The 18,392-nt window shown below is 63.8% G+C and carries 13 protein-coding genes and 1 pseudogene; 9 read left to right on the forward strand and 5 right to left on the reverse strand.

Going from position 1 to position 18,392, the window contains the following annotated elements; genetic code table 11:
• Positions 1 to 204: 204 nt before the first annotated feature.
• The 3 genes and pseudogenes from IVB18_RS46975 to IVB18_RS46985 all read right to left on the reverse strand — a co-directional run bounded on the left by IVB18_RS46975 (position 205) and on the right by IVB18_RS46985 (position 5,575).
• On the reverse strand, positions 205 to 1,821 hold the full coding sequence (locus IVB18_RS46975; RefSeq protein ID WP_247986825.1) for a phosphoenolpyruvate carboxykinase: 1,617 nt from the start codon (positions 1,819 to 1,821) through the stop codon (positions 205 to 207).
• Positions 1,822 to 2,105: 284 nt separating this feature from the next.
• Positions 2,106 to 4,699 (reverse strand): annotated as a pseudogene (locus IVB18_RS46980) (CHAT domain-containing tetratricopeptide repeat protein).
• Positions 4,700 to 4,840: 141 nt separating this feature from the next.
• On the reverse strand, positions 4,841 to 5,575 hold the full coding sequence (locus IVB18_RS46985; protein WP_247986826.1) for a DUF2470 domain-containing protein: 735 nt from the start codon (positions 5,573 to 5,575) through the stop codon (positions 4,841 to 4,843).
• Between the two features lie 239 nt (positions 5,576 to 5,814).
• Between IVB18_RS46985 and IVB18_RS46990 the strand changes: the two genes are divergently transcribed.
• The 5 genes from IVB18_RS46990 (at position 5,815) to IVB18_RS47010 (ending at position 9,819) form a co-directional block, all read left to right on the forward strand.
• Positions 5,815 to 6,516: a response regulator transcription factor gene (locus tag IVB18_RS46990; RefSeq protein WP_008542552.1), complete on the forward strand. Its 702-nt coding sequence runs from the start codon at positions 5,815 to 5,817 to the stop codon at positions 6,514 to 6,516.
• A gap of 117 nt (positions 6,517 to 6,633) precedes the next feature.
• Positions 6,634 to 8,439 carry a sensor histidine kinase gene (locus IVB18_RS46995; protein WP_247986827.1) on the forward strand — a complete coding sequence of 602 codons (1,806 nt, stop codon included), beginning with the start codon at positions 6,634 to 6,636 and terminating at the stop codon, positions 8,437 to 8,439.
• The gene (locus IVB18_RS47000) at positions 8,436 to 8,885 is read left to right on the forward strand and encodes an HPr kinase/phosphatase C-terminal domain-containing protein (RefSeq protein WP_247986828.1); all 450 of its coding nucleotides are present in this window, start codon (positions 8,436 to 8,438) and stop codon (positions 8,883 to 8,885) included. The genes IVB18_RS46995 and IVB18_RS47000 overlap by 4 nt, the downstream gene beginning before the upstream one ends.
• 209 nt (positions 8,886 to 9,094) lie before the next feature.
• On the forward strand, positions 9,095 to 9,496 hold the full coding sequence (locus IVB18_RS47005; RefSeq protein WP_024339151.1) for a PTS sugar transporter subunit IIA: 402 nt from the start codon (positions 9,095 to 9,097) through the stop codon (positions 9,494 to 9,496).
• The gene (locus tag IVB18_RS47010; RefSeq protein WP_247986829.1) at positions 9,493 to 9,819 is read left to right on the forward strand and encodes an HPr family phosphocarrier protein; all 327 of its coding nucleotides are present in this window, start codon (positions 9,493 to 9,495) and stop codon (positions 9,817 to 9,819) included. Before IVB18_RS47005 ends, IVB18_RS47010 begins: the two co-directional genes overlap by 4 nt.
• Before the next feature lie 172 nt (positions 9,820 to 9,991).
• Here the strand turns inward: IVB18_RS47010 and IVB18_RS47015 are convergent, their stop codons facing one another.
• Positions 9,992 to 11,617 carry a glycosyltransferase family 39 protein gene (locus tag IVB18_RS47015; RefSeq protein ID WP_247986830.1) on the reverse strand — a complete coding sequence of 542 codons (1,626 nt, stop codon included), beginning with the start codon at positions 11,615 to 11,617 and terminating at the stop codon, positions 9,992 to 9,994.
• A gap of 114 nt (positions 11,618 to 11,731) precedes the next feature.
• On the opposite strand from IVB18_RS47015, the gene lepA reads away from it, so the two are divergent.
• The 3 genes from lepA to IVB18_RS47030 all read left to right on the forward strand — a co-directional run bounded on the left by lepA (position 11,732) and on the right by IVB18_RS47030 (position 16,446).
• Positions 11,732 to 13,543 (forward strand): translation elongation factor 4, encoded by a 1,812-nt coding sequence (gene lepA, locus IVB18_RS47020; RefSeq protein ID WP_247986831.1) that lies wholly within the window; start codon positions 11,732 to 11,734, stop codon positions 13,541 to 13,543.
• A gap of 592 nt (positions 13,544 to 14,135) precedes the next feature.
• Positions 14,136 to 14,345, forward strand: a complete 210-nt coding sequence (locus IVB18_RS47025; RefSeq protein WP_247986832.1) for a hypothetical protein — start codon at positions 14,136 to 14,138, stop codon at positions 14,343 to 14,345.
• A 310-nt stretch (positions 14,346 to 14,655) separates the two neighbouring features.
• Positions 14,656 to 16,446 carry an adenylate/guanylate cyclase domain-containing protein gene (locus IVB18_RS47030; protein ID WP_247986833.1) on the forward strand — a complete coding sequence of 597 codons (1,791 nt, stop codon included), beginning with the start codon at positions 14,656 to 14,658 and terminating at the stop codon, positions 16,444 to 16,446.
• A 236-nt stretch (positions 16,447 to 16,682) separates the two neighbouring features.
• On the opposite strand, the gene IVB18_RS47035 is transcribed toward IVB18_RS47030, so the two are convergent.
• Entirely contained in the window at positions 16,683 to 16,835 is a 153-nt protein-coding gene (locus IVB18_RS47035; protein WP_346732604.1) for a hypothetical protein, read from the reverse strand.
• A 203-nt stretch (positions 16,836 to 17,038) separates the two neighbouring features.
• Here IVB18_RS47035 and IVB18_RS47040 point away from each other — a divergent pair, with 203 nt between their 5' ends.
• A complete protein-coding gene (locus IVB18_RS47040) occupies positions 17,039 to 18,382 on the forward strand; it encodes an IS1182 family transposase (RefSeq protein WP_247986834.1) in 1,344 nt (447 codons plus the stop codon).
• The last annotated feature ends 10 nt before the right edge of the window (positions 18,383 to 18,392 follow it).

Raw genomic sequence — 18,392 nt, forward strand, 5'->3', positions numbered from 1 at the left:
ACAAGGGGAGAGGGTCGCTTCGCGACGCGAAGCGGGGTGAGGGGTTCTCTCCGCGCGCGAACCTCTATCGATTGAATACGCGGAGAGAACCCCTCATCCGGCGCTTCGCGCCATCTCCTCCCACAAGGGGAGAAGGGACAGCGTGCGCACCAAACAAAAAGGGCGGCCTCGCGGCCGCCCTTTTACATTTCAAGCAGAACGAAATTACTCCGCCGCGAGCTTCACGTCCGGCGCGGCCGCGCGGACCTCGGCGTCGACCTGGGCTTCGAACTTGGCAAAGTTCTTCTGGAACATGCCGACCAGCGCGCGGGCGGTCTTGTCGAACTCGTCCTTGTCCTTCCAGGTGTTGACCGGATTGAGGATCTCGCTCGGCACCCCCGGCAGCGCGGTCGGGACCGCGAAGCCGAAATATTTGTCGGTGCGGAATTCGACATTGCGCAAGGATCCGTCGAGCGCCGCGGTGAGCAGCGCGCGCGTCACCTTGATCGGCATGCGCGAGCCTGTGCCGTACTTACCGCCGGTCCAGCCGGTGTTGACCAGCCAGCAGTCGACATTGTGCTGGGCGATCAGGTCGCGCAGCATGTTGCCGTAGACGCTGGGGTCGAGCGGCAGGAACGGCGAGCCGAAGCAGGTCGAGAATTCCGGCTGCGGCTCGTTGCCGAGACCGCGCTCGGTGCCGGCAACCTTGGCGGTATAGCCGGAGAGGAAGTGATACATCGCCTGCGCCGGCGAAAGCTTTGCGATCGGCGGCAGCACGCCGAAGGCGTCGGCCGCGAGCATCACCACGTTCTTCGGCTGCGGCGCGCGGCCGGTGCGTGAGGCGTTCGGGATGAAGTCGAGCGGATAGGCCGAGCGCGTGTTCTCGGTCTTGGAGCCGTCGTCGAAATCGACAACGCGGGTGTCTTGGTCGAGCACGCAGTTCTCGAGCACCGCGCCGAAGCGCGTCGAGGCGGCGTAGATCTCGGGCTCGGCTTCCTTCGACAGCTTGATGCACTTGGCGTAGCAGCCGCCCTCGAAATTGAAGACGCCGTTCGGGCCCCAGCCGTGCTCGTCGTCGCCGATCAGCGTGCGGTTGGGATCGGCCGACAGCGTGGTCTTGCCGGTGCCGGACAGGCCGAAGAAGATCGCGGTGTCGCCCTTGGCGCCGACATTGGCCGAGCAGTGCATCGGCATCACGCCGCGCTCGGGCAGATAGTAGTTCAGCGTGGTGAACACCGACTTCTTCATCTCGCCGGCGTAGTAAGAGCCGCCGATCAGCACGATCTTGCGCGCGAAGTCGATCGCGACGACGTTCTCCGACTTGCAGCCATGGCGCTTCGGATCGGCGCGGAAGCTCGGCATGTCGATGATGGTGAGCTCAGGCGTGAAGCTCGACAGTTCGACCGCCTCGGGGCGAATCAGGAGCGTGCGGATGAACAGCGAGTGCCACGCGAGCTCGGTGAAGACGCGGGTCTTGATCCGGTAGGCCGGATCGGCGCCGCCGTAGAGATCCTGCGCGAACAGCGACTTGCCTTCGGCGTGCTTGAGGAAGTCCTGATAGAGCGTCTCGAACTGCTCTGCGGTGATCGACTGGTTGCCGGCCCACCACATCTTCTTGTCGGTGGTGGCGTCACGCACCGTGAACTTGTCCTTCGGGCTGCGGCCGGTGAACTCACCGGTGTCGGCGCAGAGCGCGCCGTCAGCCGACAGCACCGCCTCGCCCGCGGAGAGCGAATATTGGTAAAGCTGCGGTGCGCCGAGATTCCAGTGAACCTGCTTGAGATTCTTTAAGCCGAATTTGTCGGCGCCGAAGGCACCGTTGCGCACACCCGTCTCTTGCACGAAAAATCCTCCTAGAACCCGCGACACTCAGCGCGATCATGCTTTGGCGCCGCCGCGGTCACCGTGAATAATAGACCGTCCGACCTCGGTTGGGCGACCTAATACTGATGAACGCTGGCGTTGCCAAGCCGATCCCGTAGGATTTGGTTTATTCAAGGACCGCGCCAAACGTCGCGCATGTCTGCTCTGAGCAGGCGCATCAAAAAATCATGGATGATCGCGCAACCAAACGCAGGATTCGGCGTTGTCTGGGGTTGTTGCGACGCACAATCCCGGAATCCGTTCTATCGTACCGCACCTTCGCCGATGAGTGCGAACGGCGCCCACATCGCGGGATAGGCGTTGCGCGGTGATGATGCGTCGTCGAGATAAGCCAGCATCGCGCGCCGCAAGGCCTCGGCTCGACCAATTTTTGGATCGTTTTTGAGCAGATCGAAAGTCGACGTGGTCAAGCGGGTGGCAGCCTCCGAGTCCACTGCCCAATGCGATACCAGCAGCGCGCGAGCGCCGGCATAGAAGAATGATCGCGCCAGTCCGGACAGCGCTTCGGCGCCGGGCTTGTCGCCGGCGATCGTGTTGCAGGCCGACAGCACCACCCAATCCGCGTTGAGCTTGAGCTGGGCGACTTCGCTCGCGGTGAGCAGACCGTCGTCGAGCTCCGAGGGCTGATCCGGAATGGAGAGCGCGAGCGAGGGCTCGCCCACATCCTTGACGTCGCCGGCAACAAGGCCGTGGGTGGCAAAGTAGATGATGCTGTATTGAGCAAGCGCTGCACGCTTGAGCGTCGTCTCACTGGCATCGCGGCCGAGATGGATGTCGGCCTCGGCCGCGCCGACATCCCTGGCCACAGCGCTCAGCTCGTCCGCAGTGTCGGGCAGTTGCGGCAGCGCCTGCGCAAGCCGCGCGCGATCGACGCCGGCGCCGCGCCAGAAGTCAGTATAGGCAATGGTCGCAATGCTGCGCGCGGCGACCTTGCCGCCTGCGGCGCGCCGGTCTGCGGGTCCTTCTTGCGCAGGATTGAACACGGGATCGCCGAAGCCGGTCATCGGCTTGACGCCTTGGTCCTTGCGCGCGAAGGCGCGCAGCGATTTCAGGCTGACGACCGATGGCAGCACCGACACGGCCTGACGCCGCAACAGCCAGGTGGCGCTGCGATAGCCTTCGAGCTTGTCCGGAATCGCAGCTTGCGGCTTCTCCGTGACAAGCAAATGAAACGGCAATGCGGTCAGCGCACCCGACGGCACCACGAGCAGGCTGCGCTTGTCCTTTGTCAGCGCCTCGACCGGGCCGAGCAGCGCGACATACAATTCGTTGGCAAGCGCAAGGTCGAACAACCCTGATTTGCCCGAGGCATCGCGCGCCTTGCCGACGTCGAGCCCCCTGCGGAAAGCAGACACCTTCTGCGCCAGCGCATCCGCGCCAAGCGGAACTTGCTTCCAATCGATGCCCTCGCGCGTGATCGCGATGACGTAGCTTTGCTTGTCGACAACGGAGTAGAGCACCATTGCCTCGTTGGCTGACAGCAGCGGATGGATGTCTTTCACCGTCAGCGGCAGCGGATTGGAGAGCGAGGCGTAGTCGGGAAACTCGACGGCGAGCGTCTTCTGCAAGCCCGCGCGCTCGTTCGCGATCGCCGCGATCCGTGCACGGCTGCGCTGTTCGGACGCGACATCACGTTGCGCTGATTGCTTCGACACCGCGGTGATGATCGCCTTGTCGAGCGCCTCGGCCTCGGCCGCCAGATCCTGATCTTTGCGCACCAGTTCGGCGAGCCGGTCGCTGCCGGCGGCGAGCCGCACTGCGAGCTTGTTCACCGCGGATGCTGCGGAGGATTGCGTTCCGCGCTGGATCGCGGCGAGCGCCTCGTCGAACGCCTTGTCATCGGGCAGCAGATATTGCTGTCGCGCGGCGAACAGGACCGGCAGCACGACGCGCAACTGCGCGCGATTGGTGGCAAGCGTCTTTTCCGCGAGCGGCAGCGCGGCCGCGTTCCGCCCGGACACGTAGAGGAAATAGGCGAGATTGCTGGTCGAGGTCGCGACATCAGGATGATCGGGCCCAAGCGCCCGCTCACGGATGACAAGCGCGCGGCGATAGAGCGGCTCGGCGTCGGATAGCGCTGCTGGTGCTCGTAAAGACCGGCGAGATTATTCAGGGAGCGTGCGACGTCGGGATGATCCGGCCCCAACACCTTCTCGCGGATCGCGAGCGACCGCTTGATCGGCGCTTCGGCCTCCGCATCGCGGTTGAGGTCGCGATCAAGCTGGCCGAGATTGTTCAGGAGCGTCGCGACCGCCGGATGCTCGGGGCCGCCAACCTTCTGGTAGATCGCAAGCGCGCGCTGAAACAGCGGCTCGGCGTCGGCATAACGCTGCTGCTTCACATAGAACGTGGCGAGATTGTTGAGGGACTGCCCGACGTCGGGATGTTCGCGCGACAACGCCTTTTCGCGAATGGCGAGCGCGCGCTTGAACAGCGGCTCGGCCTCGGCGTAACGGCTCTGCCGCTGATCGAGCGCTGCAAGATTGTTGAGCACGGGCGCGATCTCGACGCTGTCGAGGCCGGTCCCCTTCTCCATCAGCGCGATGGCGCGCTTGTAGAGCGGCTCGGCCTGATCGTCGTGGCCCTGGTCCGCGTAGATCTGCGCGAGGTTGTTGAGCGCGGCGGCGAGATCGCGGTTGTTGCTGGTCTTCTCCAGGCTCGCCACCATGGCCTGTGCCAGCGGCAGCGCTTCGGAATATTTGCCGGCGCTCTTGAGCCCATTGATCCGCGCGCTCTGCGCCGAGAGATCGCCCTTCTGGGCAAGGCCGGGCGTGGCTAGCGATGCGGTGATCGCGAGCGCCAAACCCGCGACCAGCGTCAAACGACGGCGTGTCATGAACCCTCTCGCTGCCGACCTCAGGCCATTACGGTGTTGGGTCGCAGCGACGGGCAGCGGCGTTCAAATTGTCGCGGCTGGTCCGTCTTGTAGAGTGTCTTGGCCTGCTAAAGGGTCTTGGCCCGCTAGAGTGTCTTGGCCCTAAAGTGTCTTGGCCCGCGCTTCGCCCGCTAGCCGGACCAACACCTTGCGTAGCGCCGTGCCGCTCGTCACCCGCTCCGGGAACTCCAGCCGCAGCGCGGTCTGGCCTTCCTGCATGTCGAGACCCTCGGGGTCGCAGCCGGTGCAGCGCCAATCGCCTTCGGCCGCACCGAGGAGTTTTGTTGCATAGAGGCCCATGGCGTCGCGATGGTCGGCATTCATGTGCTCGACGGCCCCTTCCTCCGCCACCAGCAAATCCTCTGCACCCGTAAGGTCCGTGAGGAACTGCTCAGGCTTGAGATCGACGATGCGGCCAAAGCCGGCGACCAGATGGGTTCCCGAGGGTCGAATCCGGAAGAAGGAAAAATCCCTAAACGAAACAAAGGCTTCCGCGGACGGATGGGCATTGAGATACCGCCGCTGAAGGAGATCCCTCTCGGCGTCAGCCTGTTCCGCCAGACCGGACAACATGATCCGGGCGCCCTCGAGGGGATCGCCTGCCGCCCGCTCGTCCAGCATCAGGGAGATCCTGGGGTCGGCGAGGGTGTTCTTGGTGTGAATGGCCAGACGCGAGATCAGCAGGATCGGCGAGCCGTCCGGGTGGCTCGCCAGATTGACCAGGGAACAATAAGGATCGCCGCTGCCGGCCATCAGCGTTGCCAGCGCGCCCTGCCGCGACCGCCTGAGCAGCGATTTGGCGAGCTTACCGGGGTCGAAATCGGGGGTCGGTTGCATCGGCTTTCTCGGTTCGGGTGGTTGCAAGGTGGGCCTTATTTCGGGTAAACGGGGATCTGGTTATGGGTCGAGATGCGGCGAATCTGCCGTGTTTCGCGGAACTTGGTCACACTTCAGCCCAGCTTGCATTGCTCGGTGACAAAGTTCGAACTCCAAGTTCGGGACCCATCTATGCGGCGCATCACTGGATTGCTCGCCGTTTCAAGCCACGATCCAAACGGAAAGCAGAAAGCAGGCTCATGCCCACAATCGCTTTGGTCGACGACGACCGCAACATTCTCACATCCGTCTCGATCGCGCTGGAAGCCGAAGGCTACCGCATCATGACTTACACCGACGGCGCCTCTGCGCTCGACGGTTTCCGCACCACCCAGCCCGATCTCGCCATCCTCGACATCAAGATGCCGCGCATGGACGGCATGGAGACGCTGCGGCGGCTGCGGCAGAAATCCGACCTGCCGGTGATCTTCCTCACCTCCAAGGACGAAGAGATCGACGAACTGTTCGGCCTCAAGATGGGCGCCGACGATTTCATCCGCAAACCGTTCTCGCAGCGCCTGCTGGTCGAGCGCGTCAAGGCAGTGCTGCGCCGCTCGGCGCCGAAGGATCCGACCGTCGCGCCGAAGGAGAACGACGCCAAGGCGCTCGATCGCGGCCTGCTGCGCATGGATCCGGAACGGCATACCTGCACCTGGAAGAACGAGCCGGTGACGCTGACCGTCACTGAATTCCTGATCCTCCAGGCGCTCGCGACCCGGCCCGGCGTGGTGAAGAGCCGCAACGCGCTGATGGACGCCGCCTATGACGACCAAGTCTATGTCGACGACCGCACCATCGACAGCCACATCAAGCGGCTGCGCAAAAAGTTCAAGGTGGTCGACAACGAGTTCGAGATGATCGAGACGCTCTATGGCGTCGGCTACCGGTTCAAGGAAGCCTGAGGCGCACGCGCCTTCACGAAAGACCAGAGCAGCACCGGTTCTGATTCCATCGGAACTGGGATGGCTCTAGGATGCGGGGACTTGATCGCACAAGCTGTCCCAACGCGGGCGTAAGCATTGCTTGACCGAACGCAGCCTGATTCAAACCAGAACGCCGAGGATGTCGCATCCGACGGCGGTCCGGATCACGTGGCCAAGGGCAAGCCGGTCGCGCAAGGCTGGCGGCCGCTGAACTGGCTGAAGCGCGCCGGGCAGTTCTTCTTCGCGCTGTCCTTCTCGAGCCTGACCCGCCGCATCGTCTCGCTCAACCTCGCGGGCCTCGTCGCGCTGGTTGCGAGCATCCTGTACCTGTCGCAGTTCCGCGCCGGCCTGATCGACGCGCGCGCACAGAGCCTGCTGGTGCAGGCCGAAATCATCGCCGGCGCGATCGCGGCGTCCGCGACCGTGCAGACCAACGCCATCACCATCGATCCCGACCGGCTGCTCGACCTCAAGCCCGGCGAGACCTATGGCGGTCCGGACGACTATTCGCCGCTGGATTTCCCGATCAATCCGGAGCGCGTGGCGCCGGTGCTGCGTACTCTGATCTCGCCGACCAAGACCCGCGCCCGCATCTACGATCCCAACGGCAGCCTGCTGCTCGACAGCCGCAACCTCGAAAACGTGCTGCGCTTCGACCTGCCGCCGCTGTCCGCCGAGAAACCCGGTGTCGTCGAGCGCGGCATGGTCGCGGTGCGCACCTGGCTGAACCGCGGCGACCTGCCGCTCTATCGCGAGCTCGGGCCCGAGAACGGCAATGGCTATGCGGAGGTCGGCGACGCGCTCCAGGGCCAGAAGCGCTCGATGGTGCGGGTCAATGCGCGCGGCGAGGTGATCGTCTCGGTCGCGGTCCCGGTGCTGCGCTCGCGCGCCATCCGCGGCGCGCTGATGCTGTCGACGCAGGGCGATGACATCGACCAGATGGTCACCGCCGAGCGCCTGGCGATCCTCAAAGTTGGCGGCGTCGCCGCCGCCGTCATGATCATGCTGTCGCTGCTGCTCGCCAGCACGATCGCAGGTCCCGTGCGCCGGCTCGCCGACAGTGCCGAGCGCGTCCGCCGCCGCATCAAGAGCCGCGTCGAGATCCCCGACTTCACCCGCCGCCGCGACGAGATCGGCCATCTCTCCGGCGCGCTGCGCGACATGACCAACGCGCTCTACAAGCGGATCGAGGCGATCGAGATGTTCGCCGCCGACGTCGCCCACGAGCTGAAGAACCCGCTGACCTCGCTGCGCTCCGCGGTCGAGACGCTGCCGCTGGCGCGCAACGAGAACAGCCGCGCCCGACTGCTCGAAGTGATCGAGCATGACGTCAAAAGACTGGACCGGCTGATCTCGGACATCTCGGATGCAAGCCGGCTCGATGCCGAGCTGCAACGGCAGGACGCGAGCCCGGTCGATCTGCGGCGCCTGCTGACGACGCTGGTGTCGGTCGCCAACGAGACAAAACTCGGTCACGACGTCGCGGTCGAGGCACGCTTCGAGGGCCGCAGCCCGAACGACAGCCTTGCGGTGCCCGGTCACGACTCCCGGCTCGGGCAAGTTGTCTCCAACCTGCTCTCCAACGCGCAGTCCTTCTCCGAGCCCGGCAGCAAGGTGCGGCTCACCTGCCACCGCGTGCGCGGAGAAATCGAGATCGTGGTCGACGACGACGGCCCCGGCATCCGCGACGACGCGCTGGAGCGCATCTTCGAGCGTTTCTACACCGACCGGCCGCACCAGGGCTTTGGTCAAAACTCCGGCCTCGGGCTGTCGATCTCCAAGCAGATCGTCGACGCCCATGGCGGGCGCATCTGGGCCGAGAATCGCACAGGCCCGCCGGACGCCGACGGGGCGCCTACGATTACCGGCGCGCACTTCGTGGTGAGGCTGCCGGCGCTATGAGCGAAGGCGGGCCCAGCGTTCATGCTTCGGCGGTGAAGGTCGGGAATCTGGCGGTGCTGATCCGCGGGCCTTCCGGCGCCGGCAAGTCGCGGCTTGCCTTCGATTTGATCATGGCGGGGCGCGCCGGCGTCGTCGAAAGCGCCGTTCTGGTCGGCGATGACCGTGTCCATCTGGCGACAGTCGGCCAGGAAATTGTAGTCCGCCCCGCCCATCCATTGGCCGGTTTGATCGAGGTCCGGGGGTTGGGAATTCGGCTCTGCGACTTCGTGGAGATTGCGACCGTGGGTCTCGTGGTCGATCTCGAAGCGGACGACGCGGAACGTCTGCCGCCTCCCGAATCCCTGAAAACAAGCATCTTCGGTGTCGAAATACCGCGAATCCCGGTCGCCCGCGGCTATTTACCCCTCCCACTGGTTGTTGCGGCCTTGACCACTACCAAGAGTTAATCTTCCGTTGACCCCTCGGGCGATTGTTTGAAGGGAAATGGTAACCATATGAACCCCACTATCGCGACCGAATAGACCGGCGCAGCTCCCCTCATCCATCCGTCTAGATTCAGGGAGATACGCAACATCCCCCCTTGCGCGGGGGCTCTGGATGGTCAAAGTGGCGCGTTCGTGCGGTGCACCAAAAGCGCCCGCGAGGAGTTTTTCCGATGATTGGTCTAGTACTTGTGACCCACGGGCGCCTTGCCGACGAATTCAAGGCAGCGCTTGAACATGTCATGGGCCCGCAAAAGCAAATCGAAGCGATCACGATCGGCGCCGAAGATGATTCCGATCTCTGTCGAAGCGACATCATAGAAGCGGTTAACCGGGTCGATTCCGGTGACGGCGTTGCGATCCTCACCGACATGTTCGGCGGCACGCCGTCCAACCTTGCAATATCCTGCATGAGCCGGCCGAAGGTCGAGGTGCTCGCGGGCATCAACCTTCCCATGCTGGTGAAGCTCGCCAAGGTGCGCGAGGAGCGTTCGCTGCCTGATGCGATCGCGATGGCCCAGGAAGCGGGCCGCAAATACGTCACCATTGCCAGCCGCGTCCTCGCCGGCAAATGAGCGACGACGCGCCGCTCGGAAACCAGACCGGGACAGGCGCGCCCGCGGGCGCGATTTCCAAAGAGCTCCTGATCATCAACAAGCGCGGCCTGCACGCCCGCGCTTCGGCCAAATTCGTCCAGGCAGTCGAGCGCTTCAATGCGCAGGTCTGGGTGACGCGCGGCGGCGAAACCGTCGGCGGCACCTCGATCATGGGCCTGATGATGCTGGCCGCAGGGCCGGGCACCACGATCACGGTGGCGGCCGCCGGCGATGATGCTGAAGCGGCGCTTGCGGCGATCACGGAACTCGTTGAGAGCAAGTTCAACGAGGAAGGGACTTGAGGCCGTAGCCTTCGCCACGCGCTCAGGTGCGCTCCCTCGCCCCGTTCTTACGGGGAGAGGGCTGGGGTGAGGGCCTCTCTCCACACGTGAGATCGTCGAGGGACCTGTACCCCCTCACCCGGATCGCAAGAGCGATCCGACCTCTCCCCGCAAGCGGGGCGAGGTGAAAAGCTCACTTCCCCGGCGGCGCGATGTAGATGTTCCAGGTCATCGACGGTCCCGCCTTGCCGTGGGTGAAGCGGCGCGTCGTCATCACGATGCGCTCGGCATTTGGCGTGGTCTCCGACACCCATTTCTCGAACGCCGGCAGGCGGCCGTCGGTCGGGTCGAACACACCGATGAAGCCGAACTTCTTGACGTCCTCGAGCGAGGTCAGACCGGAATTCCAGGCTTCGTTCGGTGTGAACGCGCCGGGATGATCGGCGCTGTAGAACACCATCGGCTGGATCGACTCCATGGTGCCGGCGACGATGGCCCAGCGCGAGGCAAAGCGCGCGTGCCAGGCCTGCGTCAGTTCGTGTGCCAGCTCCGAGCGCGCGCCATAGGTCGCCGTATTGTCGGCATTGATCGCCATCTCGCGCGCGGCGATCCAGGGCGAGGCGGCGAGTGTCGCGACGCTCAGCACCAGCCAGATCGCGGCGATGTTGAACAGCGTCGCGCTCTGCACGCGCAACGCCGGGATCGCGACCAGCGCGAGCGGCACCAGGAAGAACAGCGAGATGCCCCAATCGGTCTTCATGTAGACGCTGAAGACGAGCGCGCCGAGCGGCGGCCCGGCCGCGACGATGATCTGGATGATCCAGATGTTCAGCGCCTGCGAAAAATTGACGCCCGGATTGGCGCCGCGCGCCCAGGCGCGCGTGACGATGCGCAACGGCGCGCGCAGCAGCAGCGTGAACCACGGCGGCACCAGCGCCATCGCCAGCGCTGCGAGCGCCACCGGTAACGCCAGCAGCGAGAGATTGTGCAGGACATAGCCGAACACGAGCTGATGCACCTGACCGCTGTCCTCGATACTGTAGGTGTCGCCGGCATAGGTCAGCGGCACGAAATGCGCCTCCGCCAGCCAGACGATGTGCGGGATCATCGCCACGACAAGCGTCGCGATCGCGACCCACGGTGCCGGCGACAGCAGGAATTTCGTCCGCTCGGGATGGATCAGCGCGGCGAGCCCGATGGCGCCGATCATGGTCAGCACCCAGTATTTGGTCATCAGCGCCAGCGCGCCGGCAAGGCCAAGCCAGATGCCGGACTGCCAGCTCCGCTTCTCGAAGGCGTTGAGATAGGCGAGCACGACGAGCGGCAGCGTGACGAGCTGCAACAGGTCCGGGTTGTACTTGAAGCCCTTGAAATTGAAGATCGGGTAGAGCGCGACCATCACCACGACCAGGAACGCGCGCCTTGCATCCACCACGCGCAGCGCGACCAGCCAGCAGATCACCATGCCGACCCCGACGGTCGCCATCGCGAGCGCATAGGTCGCCCAGTCCGCCGCCGGGAACACCATGAACCAGAGGCCCGCGATCCAGCCCGACAGCGGCGGGTGCTTGCCGTAGCCGAGCAGGAATTTCTGGCCCCAGCCATAGGCTTCCGCGACGTCCATATGAACGTCCTGCGCCGCCTTCAGATTGATCAGGATGAAGGTCCAGAGCACCGCATGCAGGACGGCAAGCTGGATCACCAGCCACAGCCGGGCCTGCGGCCGGATCGCGCAGGCAACCAGCCAGGCCCGGAAGCGGCCAAAGCTCACCCGGGTCTTCGCGCGCGCTTTGGCGGATGGGATCGAGGTCGTGGACATGGGCCGTTGCGTAGCGCGTTTTCGGCTCCCGTGGAATCAGCTTGGCGTGAAGAGAGCCCCTGAAAATACAGCAATATGGTTGCCGCACGGGGATGTGAGTGGTATCCCGCGCCCATGACGACCGTCCCCATTTCCAACATCCGCAATTTCTCCATCGTCGCCCATATCGACCATGGCAAATCGACGCTGGCCGACCGCCTGATCCAGATGACCGGCGGCCTCTCCGACCGCGAAATGGCCGGCAAGGAGCAGGTGCTCGATTCCATGGACATCGAGCGCGAGCGCGGCATCACCATCAAGGCGCAGACGGTCCGCCTCACCTACCACGCCAAGGACGGCAAGGATTACATCTTCAACCTGATGGACACGCCCGGCCATGTCGACTTCGCCTACGAAGTCTCGCGGTCGCTGGCGGCGTGCGAGGGTTCCCTGCTGGTGGTCGACGCCAGCCAGGGCGTCGAGGCGCAGACGCTCGCCAACGTCTACCAGGCGCTCGACAACAATCACGAGATCGTTCCGGTCCTGAACAAGGTCGACCTTCCGGCCGCTGAGCCCGAGAAGGTCAAGCAGCAGATCGAGGACGTCATCGGCATCGATGCCTCCGACGCGGTGATGATCTCCGCCAAGACCGGCCTCGGCGTGCCCGACGTGCTCGAGGCCATCGTCACCCGCCTGCCGCCGCCGAACGGCGACCGCGCTGCGACCCTGAAGGCGCTGCTGGTCGACAGCTGGTACGACGTCTATCTCGGCGTTGTCGTGCTGATCCGCGTCGTCGACGGCGTGATGAAGAAGGGCAGCCGCGTCCGCATGATGGGCACGGGTGCGGCCTATGACGTCGAGCGCGTCGGCTTCTTCACGCCGAAGATGACGCAGGTCGACGAACTCGGGCCGGGCGAAATCGGCTTCATCACCGCCGCGATCAAGGAAGTCGCCGACACCCGCGTCGGCGACACCATCACCGACGACCGTAAGCCGATCACCGAAATGCTGCCGGGCTTCAAGCCGGCGATCCCCGTGGTGTTCTGCGGCCTGTTCCCGGTCGACGCCGACGACTTCGAGACGCTGCGCGCCGCGATGGGCAAGCTGCGTCTCAACGATGCCAGCTTCTCGTTCGAGATGGAGACCTCCGCTGCGCTCGGCTTCGGCTTCCGCTGCGGCTTCCTCGGGCTGTTGCACCTGGAGATCATCCAGGAGCGGCTGTCGCGCGAATTCGACCTCAATTTGATCGCGACCGCGCCGAGCGTGATCTACAAGATGAAGCTCAACGACGGCACCGAGATCGAGATCCACAATCCCGTCGACATGCCCGACGTGGTCAAGATCGCCGAGATCCAGGAACCCTGGATCGAAGCGACGATCCTCACACCCGACGAGTATCTCGGCAGCGTCTTGAAGCTGTGCCAGGACCGGCGCGGCTCGCAGAAGGAGCTGACCTATGTCGGCTCCCGCGCGATGGTGAAATACGATTTGCCGCTCAACGAAGTGGTGTTCGATTTCTACGACCGCCTGAAGTCGGTCTCCAAGGGCTACGCCTCGTTCGACTATCATCTGACCGACTACAAGCCGGCCGATCTCGTCAAGATGCAGATCCTGGTCAACAACGAACCGGTCGATGCGCTCTCGATGCTGGTGCATCGGACCCGCGCCGAAGGCCGCGGCCGCGCCATGGTCGAGCGGATGAAGGAGCTGATCCCGCCGCACATGTTCCAGATCCCGATCCAGGCCGCGATCGGCGGCAAGGTGATCGCCCGCGAAACCGTGCGCGCGCTGCGCAAGGACGTCACCGCAAAGTGCTACGGCGGCGACATCACGCGAAAGCGCAAGCTTCTGGAGAAGCAGAAGGAAGGCAAGAAGAAGATGCGGCAGTTCGGCAAGGTCGACATCCCGCAGGAAGCTTTTATTGCCGCGCTGAAGGTGGATAGCTGAGGCGAAGGCTCGAGCCAGTTCGGGCGTGACGAGATTGGGGCCGGCCCGGGATATCGGCGACCGGCAAACAAAAATCTCGAAAACAACCCCATGCACAGTAGCCGGGGGCTTGTCGGCATTTGCCTTTTTCGATTTTACGAAATCCCATTTGACCCGTCGGGCAAAACACTGGCACGATGTCATCATCGCGGCTCGTGTGATCGGCCGATCGAAGAGGCGCAGTTCGACGGTCGACGTCGCGTTGAGGTCTTCATTTGCGCGCTGGACGTCTGTCAGCCCGTCATCCCCGCGCAATGGCGAAGCCATTGTCGCTGGAGGTGCGAACCCGGCGGTGCAACGCACCGCTGGGTGAGCCTCGAAGGATGAACGGCCATGACGCGGCAGCGGGGCCGTCGCCCTTCGAGGCTCGCCGAAGAGGCGAGCACCTTATCAGGGTGACGGAGATAGAGCTGCGCTTGTCGGAACTACGAAAAGCGTCAACCGCCACTTCCTCTCCGCTTTCGATTGAACCCGATCAGAGGCCCACGACACTATCCCCTGCATAGTGAACAGCCTCGCCCATCCAAGGGGGCGATGCGGGGGAATGTCTGTCATGCGAAAGCGAAACTGGCGATTGATTGCCGTCGGCACGGTAGTGCTGGTGCTCGCAATCTTGTTCTTCCTGTCCATGCGCGACATGACGCTGTGGTCCAATGATCCTGTCGCCCTGATGCGGACGGTCGGGCAAGTCTCGGGCGCTGTCGGCGGCATCAGCCTCGTCATGATCGTCTTCGGTCTGATCGGCAGGAAAGTGCCGGCCTGACAAAGCGTCATTCCGGAAGGTTGGGCTACGGCGGCGCATCACGCGCAAGCTTCTGGAATTTTCGGAAGTCCGCTTCGTTCCGGAAGCTGTCGTCGCCGCGAAGTCGCATTATGACCCAACTCGGAAATTGGCTGCGTACGCGGCGTCACGATCCAAATGCCAAGCCCTAGGGGATTAGTGGGCATGAATTTCGTGAAGGCTGTCGCCGCGGCAGCCTTCAGAATGTAGTCGGCTCGCATTTCAATTGGAGCAGAGCTGATCTGCCGTGGCTTTGTGGTAGACTGCAGTCGCTACCCCTAGGAACCGAGCCGTGGTGAAGCAGCGCGTTGACAGAAAACTTGTTGCAATCCTGGCCGCCGATGTGGCCGGGTACAGCCGATTGATCGGCGCTGATGAGGAAGGCACCCTGGCGCGGCTCGGGATGTTGCGTCACAAGCTAATCGATCCCGCGATCGGCAATCATCACGGCCGCATCGTGAAGACAACCGGCGACGGTATATTGGTGGAATTCGCGAGCCCGGTAAACGCGGTGCGCTGCGCGATCGCGGTGCAGCGCGGTATCGCTCCCCTGAACGCCAAACTGGCGCCAGAGCAGTGGATGAACTTCCGCATCGGAATCAATGTCAGCGATGTCGTAGTCGAGGGGGATGATTTGCTCGGCGACGGTGTCAATATCGCCGCTCGCCTCGAAGGCATCGCCGAGCCCGGAGGAATCTGCCTCTCCGAGGATGTCTATCGTCAGGTTCGGGGTAAAATCGCTGCGGAGTTCGTCGACCTCGGCGAGCAAGGCCTCAAGAATATCGTGCGCCCGGTACGCGCGTATCGCATCGACATTAGGAATGCGAACGGCCCCGGACGCGCCCGTTCGCCTGGTGCCGCGCAGGCTGGCGCGCGAAAGCCTGCGCTTGCCCTTCCGGACATGCCCTCGATCGCTGTCTTGCCCTTCACCAACATGAGCGGCGATCCCGAACAGGAGTATTTCGCGGACGGCGTGGTCGAGGACATCGTCACCGGGCTTTCGCGCATCAAGTGGCTGTTCGTCGTCGCCCGCAATTCGAGCTTCGTCTACAAGGGCAAGGCGGTGGACGTGAAGCAGGTCGGGCGCGAGCTCGGCGTGCGCTACGTGCTTGAGGGCGGCGTGCGCCGGGCAGGGAGCCATGTTCGTATTACCGGACAGCTCATCGAGGCCGAGACCGGAGTTCATCTCTGGGCCGAGCGCTATGACCGATCGCTCGACGACATCTTCGCCCTGCAGGACGAGATCACTATGAGCGTTGTCGGCTCCATTGAGCCAAACCTCAGGAGAGCCGAGATCGAGCGCGTCAAGCGCCAGCGGCCCGACAGCCTCGATGCTTATGATCTCTTCCTGCGGGCTCTGCCGAACATTTACACCCCGATGCCGCAGGACGCGGCGAGAGCGATTCCGCTGCTGGAGAAAGCGATCGAGCTCGAGCCTGGCTATGCAAGCGCGCAGGCCGCTCTGGCCTGGTGCTACCACCATCGCTTCGCTCGCGGAGGGTCGCGCGAGGAGGATCGCAGGGCCGCCATTCACCATGCTCGCGCGGCGACGTCGCATGGCGGCGACGATGCGACAACGCTTGCGATGGCCGGGTTCGTCATCTGGATGGACGAACGTGACGACGTGGCGGCGCTTAAGCTCTTTGACCGCGCCTTGGCGCTCAGCAACTCCAACATCTTTGCGCTTGCTTGCAGCTCCGTGCCCCTCGCCTGGATGGGAAAGACCGAGGTAGCAGCCGAACGGGCGCAGCGGGCGCTGCGGCTCAGTCCGTTCGATCCCTTGAATTTTCTGCCGAACTGCGCTCTTGCGATCGCATACTTCCATGCCGAGCGGTACGCGGAGGCAGCCGATGCGGCGCAGAGCGCAATCGAATCTACGCCGCGTTTCAGCTTTCCTCATGCCTATCTGGCGGCCGCGCTTGTTCGACTGGGACGCGGCGAGGAGGCGAAAGCTGCGGCGCAGCAGGTGCTCGCGCTCCAACCAACCTTCACCGTCCGCGGCGTGTCCGCCATCGTGGGACATGAACCCGCGGTGTTCTCTGCCTTTGCCGAAGCCTGGCGCGAAGCAGGGCTGCCAGAGTGAGGGCGCGCCGACACCGGGATGCAGAGTCCGCTTCTGTGCCCATCGCGTCAGTGGGCGCAGTGCGGCGACTTGTCCGGAGCCGGGAGTAGACCGGAAGTCGTCGTCTGAGGAGCAAGCCGTTATTGGCGGTCTCTCGGTTATGTAGACCGCCAGGGACGCGGGCTTGCGACAGTGGCGCGAAATATAGCCTTTGACCCTTGGCATCCCATGTCAGCGGGCGATCGCAATTGATTGCGTCAGCGTGCGTTGTACTGCCTACGAACGATCGGCGCCGGATGGTCCGGGTAGATACCCGGCATCGACGGTAGGTTGCTGACGCGACTGCTGAGCGCGTCGAGCATCCGCCGGATCGCGTCGACGTTGTTCGTCATGCTGTAAAGGCTGCACATCGTCAGTCCTCGGATAAGTGGTGTGCCAGCGGCGCGAGCTGCTGCAGCTTCGCCGACGCGCATCGTCCAGCCTTTTCGTTCATTGCTGCCTCCACGGCTATAAAATGAACTAGCCCGTAACTCGCGAGCGAGCCGTTCTAGGAGCCTGTCCGAGTAATCGGATTTTTCTCGACGAAGCACAAGCGTCGTGATTCAAACGGCGGATGAGCAAGACATTTCGTCCTTGGGACGTTGATCAGGTTTGGCTGCTGCCGCCGTCGGTCCAGGATTTGGTGCCTCCCGGGCACGTGGCCCACTTTGTTCGCGACACGGTTCGCACGGGTTTGGACCTGTCGGCGATCATGGATGCCTACGACGAGGAGCGCGGCTTTCCGCCCTATCATCCTGGCATGATGGTGGCGCTGCTGCTTTATGCTTACAGCCAGGGGATCTACTCGTCGCGCAGGATCGCTCGGGGCTGCGAGGAGCGGCTGGATTTTGCGGCAGTAACGGGGATGCAGCGTCCGGACTTCCGCACGATCAGCGAGTTCCGCAAGCGCCATCTGGCCGCGCTATCGGGCCTGTTCCGGCAGGTCTTGAAGCTGTGCCGCGAGGCCGGCCTTGTGAAGCTTGGCCATGTGGCGCTCGATGGCACCAAGATCAAGGCCAATGCCGGGATCAACAAGGCGATGAGCTATGGCCGGATGAAAGAGGCCGAACCGAGGCTTGCTGCCGAAGTCCAACGCTGGTTCGCCGAAGCCGCTCAGACCGACAAGGCCGAGGACCGCCAGTTCGGAGCCTTGAAGCGCGGCGACGAGATGCCGGACTGGATGGCCAATAAAGAGAAGCGGCTCGAGAAGATCCGGGCCGCCAAGGCCGCGCTGGAAGCCGAAGCCAAGGCTGCTGCCGAAACCAAAGCCGCCTCGAAGCCGGACGACGACGGCTCCGGCGACGGCGGCAGGGGCCGGCCGGGACGCAAGTCCAAGCCTGTCACGGCAGAGCCGAGCGACAAGGCGCAACGCAACTTCACCGATCCCGACAGCCGCGTGATGCCGACCAAAAACGGCTTCATCCAGGGCTACAACGCACAGGCCGCCGTCGATGGCGCCCATCAGATCATCGTGGCGCACACGCTGACCAACTCGCCGAGCGATCAGGCGCAGCTCGCACCCTTGCTCGATGCCATCAAAGCCAATCTCGGGACGAACCCGGATGAAGCATCGGCCGATGCGGGCTATTGCTCGCAAGCCAATCTTCGCACGCTCGTTCGACGCCGGATCGAGGGCTACGTCGCCACTGGACGGCAAAAGCACGGCACCAAGGCGGCCACGGCAAAAAGGAAGCTCAAATCCGGCACGCTGATCGCCAGAATGAGCACAAAGCTCAAGCGCGCAGGCTATCGAAGCCGGTATCGATTGCGAAAACAGATCGTCGAGCCCGTCTTCGGCCAGATCAAGCAGGCAAGAGGCTTCCGCCAGTTCCTCCTGCGCGGCATCGACAAGGTCAAAGCCGAATGGGCCATGATCTGCACCGCCCACAACCTCACAAAACTCGCAGCAGTACGCTAAGGAGAAACTT

It is taken from the genome of Bradyrhizobium sp. 186 (assembly GCF_023101685.1).
In the GTDB taxonomy this organism is placed as follows: Bacteria; Pseudomonadota; Alphaproteobacteria; order Rhizobiales; family Xanthobacteraceae; genus Bradyrhizobium.